The following is a 10,565-nucleotide window of genomic DNA, read 5'->3' on the forward strand; positions in this document are numbered from 1 at the left end:
AGAACTCATAGAACAACGCAGCTTGTTCGATTTGCCGATGCCCCATCATGACCTTCAGTCCTGCCAATTAGACAGACTGAATCACTGATATCTCTGCGTCGCAACAGCCGCCTTTTTCAACACAATCCGCCAATAGCAGAAGTCCGACGTCCTCATTCGATCACTTCGTCGGTGCAGGCGAGCAAAGTTGCCGCCTGAGCGGCGCAACGCCGACTAGTCGCTCGGCTGCTCGATCCTTCCGGTGCGCTGAAAATACGACATGAGCATCTGGCAAATTAGCGCCCACGAAGTGCCGAAGCACCAGCCCGCCAACACATCGCTCGGATAATGAACTCCGAGATATATGCGGCTGACTCCGACCAGCAGAGTAAGGATCGCGGCGGTCATTATAAGATGGATGCGAACAGAGCGGGACGCTTGCGTTTGAGCGAGCATCAAGCCGAGCGTCAGATAGCAGATAGCCGAAATCGCAGCGTGCCCGCTCGGAAAGCTCAGCGTAGAGACCTGAGTGAGTTGAGCGACGAGATCGGGGCGCGCTCGCGCAAACGCAAGCTTGAGAAGTGTATTGAGAATGGCGCCGCTCAGGACCGTCGTCAGGACGAACAAACCGGCGTGAGGTTTGCCTATGGCAAAAAGGAACGTAGTCACAACCGTGACCAGCAGCGCAAGTACCGCGGTACTGCCCAGTGCGGTGATGTCTCGCACAACGTCAAGCAACCATGGCGGCCCGATTGGCCGCGACAAGTCGGACGCATGGCGAAAGGCGACCATCAACCAACGGTCGAACGCGATAGGCTCTCCTTCGGTCACTTCCAGTGCGATGAACGCAAAACCGAACAGAAGAACGGCGACGAACAAGGTCGGAGCCCAAGACTTCAGATGCCTGACAGTATTCTGCGATTCAGTTGTTCTCATCTTCGTCGCCTCCGGGGAGTTCAACTTCCATCAATCTCCAAAGATACGAAGTGAGGTTTGGTGGCTAAGCGAGCATTGGCAAGCGGATTATGCGCTTTGCCAAAAGTCCACACCGCGGTCCGAGCTGCACCGGCTTCCATTCACGGCTACGTCGCCGCCACTACGTTCGCGGGCTGCCTGACGCAGCGTTTCCGAAGGCTCGCCGGGCTTGTAGCCCGGATGCCGGGATTGAATCACCTGGCCGACACTTGCCGCACGCATGACGTCACCAAGCGGGATCATCGGAATATAGGTGTCTCTCCTCATCCAGCCGCTCTGGGTGGGATCGAACGAGATCCAGAGATTGCGAACCAGGACCTGGCCCTGCTCGGGTGTCGGTATCGGGCTCTCTACAAGCGGAAATCGTCTTCACGAATATTGCCTTCAGGTCTTCTGACAAGGAGCCATTGGCGATGACGTCGTTGCTCATTGCTTTCCCCGTGCCGGAAATGGCAGCACCGGTGATAGCCTATGGCAATTTGCGCTGACGCGGTGATTTAAAATGTCACACGGTCTGGGCTACCGAGTGCAGCTCATTGACGAGCACGCGCATGTTCTCGCTGTAATCGACGGGCACTACGACGAGATGCACACCGCCTTCGCTGAAAGCAGCTTCCAGCATTGTCACGAGTTCCGAGCCCTTGCCGACGCGGGAGCCCCTGGCGCCATATGACTTGGCATAGGCGACGAAATCAGGATTACCGAAGTCGAGGCCGAAGTCGGAAAACCCGTCGACTTCCTGCTTCCATCGGATCATGCCGTAGGCGCGATCCTCGAGCACGAGCACGACGAGATTCAGTTTGAGCCGCACGGCCGTCTCAAGCTCCTGCGAATTCATCATAAAGCCGCCGTCTCCGCAGACGGCGAGCACGCGCCGATCCGGATGGATCAGCGACGCCGCGATCGCGGAGGGAAGACCAGCACCCATGGTCGCGAGCGCGTTGTCAAGCAACAGCGTGTTGGCGACGCTGGTGCGATAGTTGCGGGCGAACCAGATCTTGTACATGCCGTTGTCGAGGGCAACGATGCCGTCCGGTGGGATGACCTGGCGGACGTCGTGCACGATGCGCTGCGGCGTCAGAGGAAACCGATCCTCCGTCGACAGCTCGGCGAGGTGGGCAAGGATCCCTTCCCGCAAACCCAGCAACGCCTGACCGTCGGGGAGCTTGCCTTCGAGGCGATCGGCCAGGCTTGTGAGGCTCGCGCCGACATCGCCGACGATCTCCGCCTGCGGGAAGTATACCTGTTCCACCGTCGCTGGCGTGGCGCCGACATGGATAACGTGCGGTCCATCATGGCCCATCAGGAAAGGCGGCTTCTCGACGGTGTCGTGGCCAATCGAAATAATCAGATCGGCCTGGTCAATGACCTTGTGGACCCAATCCCGCTCCGACAGTGCGGCCGTGCCCATATAGAGGTTGGAGCCAGCATTGACCGCGCCCTTCCCCATCTGGGTATTGAAGAATGGAATCCTGCATCGTCGCACAAACGCCGACAGCGGTTCGGCGAGATGCGGGCGGCTCGCCGCGGCGCCCAGCATGACTAGCGGCCTGCTGGCGCCCATGATCATGGCTGCTGCGCGTTCGATGGCCGCGGCAGGCGCGACCGGAAGTTCGACGACATGCGGGGGAACGATGTCGGCGGCGGCTTCGTCGGCAGCGATATCCTCGGGTAGTTCGAGATGCACGGGGCCCGGCCGCTCCTGCTGCGCGACCCGGAAAGCGTCGCGAACCAGGGTCGGAATACTCTGCGCGGAGACGATCTGCGTCGCCATCTTGGTGAGCGGCCGCATGGTCGCGACGATGTCGACGATTTGGAAGCGCGCTTGGCGGCCGCTCCGGATCGCCTTCTGTCCTGTGATCATGACCATCGGCATCGCGCCCAAATGCGCGTAGGCCGCAGCCGTCGTCAGATTGAGCGCACCGGGACCCAGTGTCGTCAGGCAGACGCCCGCGCGCCCGGTGAGACGCCCGTAGGTGGCCGCCATGAAGCCGGCAGCCTGTTCGTGCCGCGTCAGCACCAGCTTGATCTTCGAGCGCCGCAGCGACTCCAGCACGTCGAGATTCTCCTCGCCGGGAATGGCGAAGATGTACCCGACGCCCTCGTTCTCAAGGGCGGCCACCAGCAAATCGGAGGCTTTTGTCACGCGGCCGAAACTCCACTCAAGCCTGTTGCAGCTTTCTCCGCCCGATGCGGCAGCGTCCATTCCGGCCGAATGAAGTGACAGGTGTAGCCGTCAGGATATTTTTCCAGATAATCCTGATGCTCGGGCTCGGCCTCCCAGAACGGTCCGGCAGGGGCCACCTCGGTGACAACCTTGCCCGGCCAAAGGCCGGAAGCGTCGACATCGGCGATGGTGTCTTCCGCGATCCGCTTCTGCGCGTCGCTGGTATAGAAGATGGCCGACCGGTAGCTCGCGCCCCGGTCGTTGCCCTGGCGGTTAAGCGTCGAGGGATCATGGATCTGGAAAAAGAACTCCAGCAGCTTGCGATAGCTGATGGTCTGCGGATCGAAGGTGATCTCAATCGCTTCGGCGTGATTGCCGTGGTTGCGGTAGGTCGCGTTTGGCACCTCGCCGCCGGTGTAGCCCACTCTGGTCGAGATCACGCCAGGATACCGGCGCAGCAGATCCTGCACACCCCAGAAGCAGCCGCCGGCAAGGACTGCCCGTTCCGCCGAAACTGTCATGTCTGTTCTCCCTGGCTCGCTGCGGTCATCGGTCCCGAGCTCCATCAAGGACGCATAATGAGGCCGAACGATGCAAGAGCGCAAATATCAATGAACCTCGGGTTTGCGCCAGAAGCGGTCGTTCCGGTGAAGTCTGTTTTTGACCCCGACGCGGACATTGACCCCGACCCCAAAGCAGTCGGCCATGCTTTGATAAGTTGGGGTGAATTTATCGAGTTGGCCAGCAGATCCGGGGGATCTGAGTACGGGAATTTTGACTACCGCAATGAATGGCCGTCGCAGCATGGTAATCATGCCACCGTGAAGGGCCTCGATTCAGGAAGAAGTCCGCGCCACGGCGACGCCAGCCATCTACCCATTCATCGATCGGTTGCGCGAGCCTTCCGGTCCGGCCCCGTGCAATCAGTTGCGCGAGCCGAACCGCCGAATTGGTGCGCCGCGACATGGAATGGAACTTTCAGGTTCCATTTGCGTTGACAGCGCATGAATCGGCAGCCGATCGAGGACGTTGTCGCTGAAACCGGCAAGACGGTCGACGCCCCACCACCAGAGATTCTCGAAACGGATCCAGGACTGTCTCCCGAAGAAGCCGAGCAGATTCGCCGCAAGTACTTACTGAAGCGCTTCTGGATCAGTGCCAAGGGCTTTTGGGGAGTGGCTGGTGGCAGGCTGGCTTGGGTTCTCACCGGCGGATTGCTGGTGTTGATATTCCTGCAGCTCTCTTTCCAGTACGGCATCAACCTCTGGAACAGAGCGATCTTCGATGCCATCGAGAGGAGGGATGCAGCCGTCGTGCTCCATCTTACGGTGGTGTTCTTCCCGCTGGCAATCGGCAGCGTGCTGCTTGGCGTAATTCAGGTCTACACCCGCATGGGCATCCAGAGGCGATGGCGGGCGTGGCTGACCAGTTCGGTTATTTCCCGCTGGCTGAAGAACGGTCGCTACTACCAGCTCAACCTGGTCAGCGGCGATCACCAGAATCCGGAGTACCGCATTGCCGAGGACTTGCGCGTGGCGACCGACGCCCCGGTTGATTTCGCCACCGGCGTAACGTCCGCGTTTTTGTCGGCAACGACATTCATCATCGTACTTTGGACGATCGGCGGTGCGTTGACGCTGACAATTGCAGGCGCCACTGTGACGATTCCAGGCTTTCTCGTCGTCGCGGCAGTGCTGTATGCAGCGATCGCGAGCGGCTCGATGGTCGTCATCGGGCGAAATTTCGTGGCCATTTCGGAAAGCAAGAATCAGACTGAAGCTGAGTACCGTTACGCCCTGATGCGCGTACGCGAGAACGGTGAGAGCATTGCGCTTCTGGGCGGGGAGGAAGAGGAGCGCTCGGGCATCGACAGATCGTTCGGCAAAGTCCTGAAGCAATGGGCGCTGCTGTGCGGCCAGCACATGCGCACCACCATCGTTTCGCAAGGATCGAGCCTGATCGCGCCCGTCATTCCGATATTGCTTTGCGCGCCTAAATTTCTCGAAGGCAGCATGACGCTGGGCCAGGTGATGCAGGCCGCATCGGCGTTCACCATCGTTCAAAGCGCTTTCGGCTGGCTGGTGGATAACTATCCCCGCCTGGCAGAATGGAATGCAGGAGCGCGCCGCATTGCATCGCTGATGATGTCCCTCGATGGGCTTGAACGTGCGGAAACTGGCGAGGGCCTCAATCGCATCAAGCGCGGCGAAACCGAGGGCAATACAATGCTTCGTTTGAATGATCTATCAGTCACACTTGATGATGGCACCGCCGTGGTTGGCGAGGCGGAAATTCTGATCGAACCTGGCGAGTGGGTTCTGGTGTCAGGCGAGTCCGGGACTGGCAAGAGCACGTTGGTGCGCGCCATTGCAGGACTTTGGCCATGGGGTGGCGGCAGCATCGATTTCCATGCGGATCGCCGATTGTTCATGTTGCCGCAAAAACCCTATGTGCCGTCGGGCACGTTGCGTCGCGCTGCCGCTTATCCCGCGGCCGCCGAAGATTGGAGCATCGAGCAGATCGGGGAAGCGCTCGACAAGGTGGGGCTGGGTCATCTGAAGGGGCGCATCGAGGAGGAGGCTCCCTGGGACCAGACGTTGTCGGGCGGCGAAAAACAGCGGCTTGCCTTCGCGCGGCTCTTTCTTCATCGCCCGGATATCATCGTGCTTGACGAGGCGACGTCCGCGCTCGATGATCGCAGTCAGGACAAGCTGATGGAGCTACTTAACGAGGAACTGAAGGACGCGACCGTTGTCAGCGTTGCCCATCGCGCCGAACTGGAGGCGTTCCACAGCCGCAAGATCACGCTTGAGCGCCGCAAAGGCGGGGCGAGGTTTGTCAGCGACATTGATCTGATTCCGCTTGATAACCGCAGGCGCTTACTGGGACGCTGGCTGCGCAAACGCAAGGAGCCTCCGCTCCCGCCCCGCCAGGTGGCTTGAAGCCCTCATCCCACATTTGTTCCGGAAGACGACATCACAGCTAAGCAGACGCCAATATATCGCTCGTTCGTTGGGGCGCCGGGGGTCTGTGCGCGCATGCGGTAGACGAGTATCCTAGCGCGGGCACCATGACCTGCGCCATCTCGCCACGTGGATTCCTGGAACCGGACGACCGGCTAAACGTTGTCAGAAGTGCAGAATTTCAGGCTGCGCAATACGCAGCACCGAGGAAAACGCACATGGATACCACCACGCTTCTCATCATTGTACTTCTCATTCTGCTGCTTGGCGGCGGCTGGTACGGCCGTGGACGCTGGTACTAAACTGCTGATCTAAAGTTGGCACGGCGCTGCAACGCTGCCGGATCCGATTAGCTCAGCCCAGCAGAAAAATGCGAGTTTGGCTGATCTCTCACCAGCCCAAGCGTTAGACGCAAGATCCGCCAGCCTGAGCGATGAGATGAAGGCCTGGAACGCTCCGACATGGCGGACAAACGAGCTGCCGTCGAGAGGCAGAATCAACCCCACGCCGACCAAGCGAGCCAATTTTTTGCCGATGTGGCCAACGCCGCCGCACGGGCAGCGGGGCGAGCTCTTACTTTCCTGTTGGCTGTAGGATTGATTGTCGTCTGGGCCATAACAGGACGAAAGGCGCCATTCTCGATCCCAAAGAATTCTACAAGCGGTCGGCGGGTTTGTCGGCACGGCGACCTTTGTAGGCCTTCAGTTACTGGCGGTCGCTCGCTGGCTGATTGTGAACGCTGATCTCGTCGGAATAGTTGGACCTTTGATCCACACCCGTTTTCGCTACTGTCGGGCATTTATCGCTAGAAGCTGTTCTGCTTACCTCCTTCGTGTTGATACGACAAAATCAAATGGATATGCGTGCCGACCGTCGGAACCATTTAGGTCTTCAGATCAACTTACTGGCCGAGAAGGAGTCGACGAAAATTCTTCAAATCCTCGACAGGTCAGTCGTCATTTCCAATTTCAGCAGATCGAGGATCCCGAAACGGCTGAGTTGCGCAAAGAAACGACCGAACGACCGTTGGTGATCTCGCACGCCAGGTGCGAAGAAATGAAGAACAGCAGCCGAAAGCTGAATAACGGCGGGCTGAGAGCCTGGCGACCATGAACACGTTGAATCGGAGATTGAGGAATATCGGCTCGAAGCTCCATTCGCGAAAACGAATAATGTGCGGGACTCAATCCAACAAGCAATTCGGCGCAACGAAGTGCTAAAAGGCAGCAAGCTAACGAGGCAAATCCGGAAGTGACTCACCGCATTCGATTAGTAAATCGCTTATCGTTTGACGATCGTAAAGCGCTCTTCTCATAGGTTCAGGTGCGCCATGCCCACCACGCCAGCCGATCTGACGACTCGGCATGATCCAAGGACATTCTCCGACCGGGTCGCCTTCAGTTTCACCAGGTTTCTCCGCTTCATCGCCGACACGTTCTTTGCCAAACGTTACGGCCATCGAGCGGTCGTGCTCGAGACGGTTGCAGCGGTGCCGGGCGTGGTCGGCGCAACGTTGCAGCATCTCAAATCGCTGCGGCGCTTGCAGGATGATGGAGGTTGGATCCATGCCCTGCTGGCGGAGGCCGAGAACGAGCGCATGCACCTGATGACGTTCATCGAAATCGCCAAACCCAGTTGGCTTGAACGCTGGCTGGTGCTTCTCGCGCAGGGCGTGTTTTACAACGGCTTCTTTCTGCTCTATCTCGTCTCATCCCGCACGGCCCATCGGGCGGTCGGCTATTTTGAGCAGGAGGCGATCGTCAGCTATACCGAGTACCTGGCCGAGATCGAGGGCGGGCGGATCGAGAATGTCGCTGCGCCACAAATCGCCATCGACTACTGGAAGCTCGGGCCCGACGCGCGCCTCAAGGACGTCGTCATCGCCGTGCGGGCCGACGAGGCCGGCCACCGCGATGTGAACCACCGCTTTGCCGACGAGTTGTTTAAAGGTAATAGGCGTTGAATTGAAAGAGCAAACCGACGCTGAGCTTTCCTCCCTGATCGGCGGCGCGTGATCTTTCAGAATAGCACATGGGAAACCGAGCCGCAGTACCGGAAATCGGTCGTGTTCGGATGCCGGCGGATGTAGCGCACGTCCGTCTGATTGTGGCTCTCTGCCATTGCGTTCGTCCCCCACCTGAGGCTGCTTCGCGCTCGAAGCCCGATTGATTCTGCGAATGCCTACGTGGTGCTCATTGATGGTTTGGAATAAACGGGCACGCTAAAGATTTGCTCCCGTGATCCGTTTAAAACAGCAATGTGCCGCTTCGGATCGACTTCGGGCTTGTCGATCGAAACCCCAATAGCGAGCACCTTCGCCTTGGCGATGGCGGCGTCGTCATTTCTGAGGTCCAATCCTGACGCGTCCACGAACCTGTGGCCGTCCTTGATATCGAAATAATAATGTGGCATCGGCCACCTCCAACTGAGCCAATGTCTAATACCCCGCAAGCGTTCCGCCTGCGGCGATACGGCAATGTAAGAGTGAGCATTATTGACCAGCGATTCGGGAACTCCGAGTGGCAGACCGCCTGAATCACCGGCATCACCCGGTGAAGACATAGGTGGCTTGCCGTCTGTTGCTCGTGTGGCGTACATACCGTTGCGCTTAATGTGATCGCGAACTACTCGCGTTCGCGCCGCAGAAGGCGCAAGTCCGATTCAATGACTACCGTCGATCCCCGCGCCGAGCGTCTTTACAGCCTAGATGAGCTGACGGAACTACGGCGCAATACATTGCGCTACGCCCGCACTTTTTCTCCCGGAAACGAGCGCAATCAGCATCGGCAGCTCGCTGTCTCGCTTCGGACGCTTTTCCGAAACCAGAAATGGCTGCGGACTCACACGCTCGAAGGCGCAATGCTGTCCAATGATCGATCCGGTCGGAACGAAAGCTGCCCCATCGGATTGAGCCCATGGGTGCGCACAACGCTAGGAGCGTTTCATGAAGTACGTATTGGCAATCATTGCAGCGGCAAGCATATGCGCCGCAGTACCGGCGAGCGCGGGAGAGGTCGGTGTTGGTGTCGGAGTCGGCCCGGTCGGAGCCGGAGTGACGGTAGGTTCGGATCACCGCGACCGAGATCGCGAACGAACGACCGTAATCAAGGAACGCGAGCGCGAGCCACGCGAAACAACGGTCATCAGGGAGCGCGACAGGGAACCTGATCGCAAGGTGATCATCGAGCGCGACCGCAACTAAAAACGGAATCACGTGGCCTCTGTTCAGAGCCCCACCTGACCCGGGAGACGACCCGCTCGATGATCCCCATCGGGCGGGTTTTTCGTTGGTGAGTTCATGTCCTCGCCCCAAAATCGACGCTCTTACCGCAACAGGGGTCGTGGCAGTTCGCCGATATGTTCGAGACTGTTGACGGTAAGCAATTGATAACGGGCAAAGCTAAATTGCCACACCCGGAACTGCCGTTCATCTTCGTCGGGGGACGGCGTCGTGGTCGTAATAATCTTTGTTGCCGGATTCTTAGGGCTGAGATGATTTTGACCCGAAACTGAGAGCAATCCGCTTGCGCTTGGTACAACTCTCGACCCAAGAACGCCTTCCACGCCAGTTGAACTGTCAATGCTGCCCCGCCCTGGCGCAGGCCAAACCGGTGACAGAGTACGCCATAGCCAACATCAAGCCCTTTCATCCTCTCGCCCGAGGTCGACCAAGACGGTATAATTCTGTCTGGCACGATGGCATTCGCGTCCGGGAGGGAGAACAATGATGGCTGCCTCACCGCCACCACAGCGCCCCCCTATTTCGCCCGTCTCAGACGACGATCTGCCAGAGCCACATGCAGCGGTGACGGAGGCCGCCGACGAGACGGAGATGCCGCTGCCGTCCGATGCACAGACATTCTTTCTCGGCGGTTTGTTCGCGCTGGGTGTCTTTGCGGTGCTCTACCTGGCAAGCGCGATCATCCTTCCCGTCATACTTGCCTTCGTGTTGAACCTCCTTCTTCAACCCGCTGTCCGTCTTTTAGGGCGTGTGCATCTGCCCCGCGCTGTCGGAGCGCTCTTGACCGTCCTCCTCGTTATTGGAGCGCTGGTAGGTCTTGTGGCAGCCTTATCGGTACCGGCCGCGACTTGGGCTGAGCGGCTGTTCGAATCCGGAAGACCGGTGCTGATCGTTCCTTTTATTCAGAAGGATCGCCTCAAACTCGATCATGTCATGGTGTGCTGGGATGGCAGCCGGGCAGCCACGCGAGCGATCGCCGATGCCATGCCGTTTCTTACCCGCTCCGGCAAGACGAGTATTGTTGTTGCCGACACTCAGAGCGCCAAAAGCGCAGACCTTCCGGGTGCGGATATCGCGACCCATCTGTCCCGTCACGGAGTAAATGCCACGATTGAGCGCATTCCCGTCAGCAAGATCGATGTTTCCAATGCAATCCTGTCATATGCAGCCGATACAGGTGCCGACCTCATTGTCATGGGCGGGTACGGGCATTCCCGGCTGCGGGAATTTATTCTTGGCG

At 58.9% G+C, this 10,565-nt stretch carries 9 protein-coding genes and 2 pseudogenes; 6 read left to right on the top strand and 5 right to left on the bottom strand.

The annotated features are described in order from the left end of the window. Positions 1-213: 213 nt before the first annotated feature. The 4 genes and pseudogenes from AC0QUY_RS41345 to msrA form a co-directional block, all read right to left on the bottom strand. Positions 214-915 carry a phosphatase PAP2 family protein gene (locus AC0QUY_RS41345; RefSeq protein ID WP_475391625.1) on the bottom strand — a complete coding sequence of 234 codons (702 nt, stop codon included), beginning with the start codon at positions 913-915 and terminating at the stop codon, positions 214-216. 87 nt (positions 916-1,002) lie between these two features. Continuing rightward, positions 1,003-1,308, bottom strand: a pseudogene (locus AC0QUY_RS41350) (hypothetical protein); the annotation flags it as partial. Between the two features lie 151 nt (positions 1,309-1,459). After that, positions 1,460-3,100 (bottom strand): acetolactate synthase large subunit, encoded by a 1,641-nt coding sequence (locus tag AC0QUY_RS41355; protein WP_475391627.1) that lies wholly within the window; start codon positions 3,098-3,100, stop codon positions 1,460-1,462. Then, the gene (msrA, locus tag AC0QUY_RS41360; RefSeq protein ID WP_475391628.1) at positions 3,097-3,642 is read right to left on the bottom strand and encodes a peptide-methionine (S)-S-oxide reductase MsrA; all 546 of its coding nucleotides are present in this window, start codon (positions 3,640-3,642) and stop codon (positions 3,097-3,099) included. The genes AC0QUY_RS41355 and msrA overlap by 4 nt, the downstream gene beginning before the upstream one ends. A gap of 483 nt (positions 3,643-4,125) precedes the next feature. Between msrA and AC0QUY_RS41365 the strand changes: the two genes are divergently transcribed. The 4 genes and pseudogenes from AC0QUY_RS41365 (at position 4,126) to AC0QUY_RS41380 (ending at position 8,047) form a co-directional block, all read left to right on the top strand. After that, complete coding sequence (locus AC0QUY_RS41365) at positions 4,126-6,063, top strand: ABC transporter ATP-binding protein/permease (RefSeq protein WP_475391630.1); 1,938 nt, start codon at positions 4,126-4,128, stop codon at positions 6,061-6,063. Between the two features lie 482 nt (positions 6,064-6,545). After that, complete coding sequence (locus AC0QUY_RS41370) at positions 6,546-6,827, top strand: low affinity iron permease family protein (protein ID WP_475391632.1); 282 nt, start codon at positions 6,546-6,548, stop codon at positions 6,825-6,827. A gap of 68 nt (positions 6,828-6,895) precedes the next feature. Further along, positions 6,896-7,117: pseudogene (locus tag AC0QUY_RS41375) on the top strand (DUF1003 domain-containing protein); the annotation flags it as partial. 297 nt (positions 7,118-7,414) lie between these two features. Continuing rightward, positions 7,415-8,047, top strand: coding sequence for an alternative oxidase (locus AC0QUY_RS41380; protein ID WP_475391634.1), 633 nt, complete (start codon positions 7,415-7,417; stop codon positions 8,045-8,047). 218 nt (positions 8,048-8,265) lie between these two features. Here AC0QUY_RS41380 and AC0QUY_RS41385 read toward each other — a convergent pair whose 3' ends face one another. Next, positions 8,266-8,496, bottom strand: a complete 231-nt coding sequence (locus tag AC0QUY_RS41385) for a DUF6894 family protein (protein WP_161853361.1) — start codon at positions 8,494-8,496, stop codon at positions 8,266-8,268. Between the two features lie 532 nt (positions 8,497-9,028). Here AC0QUY_RS41385 and AC0QUY_RS41390 point away from each other — a divergent pair. Both AC0QUY_RS41390 and AC0QUY_RS41395 read left to right on the top strand, forming a co-directional pair. After that, on the top strand, positions 9,029-9,286 hold the full coding sequence (locus tag AC0QUY_RS41390; protein WP_161853360.1) for a hypothetical protein: 258 nt from the start codon (positions 9,029-9,031) through the stop codon (positions 9,284-9,286). Between the two features lie 525 nt (positions 9,287-9,811). Beyond that, a partial coding sequence (locus AC0QUY_RS41395; protein WP_475391636.1) for a universal stress protein occupies positions 9,812-10,565 on the top strand: 754 nt, incomplete at its 3' end.

The sequence above is a fragment of the Bradyrhizobium sp. WYCCWR15520 genome (genome assembly GCF_056174665.1).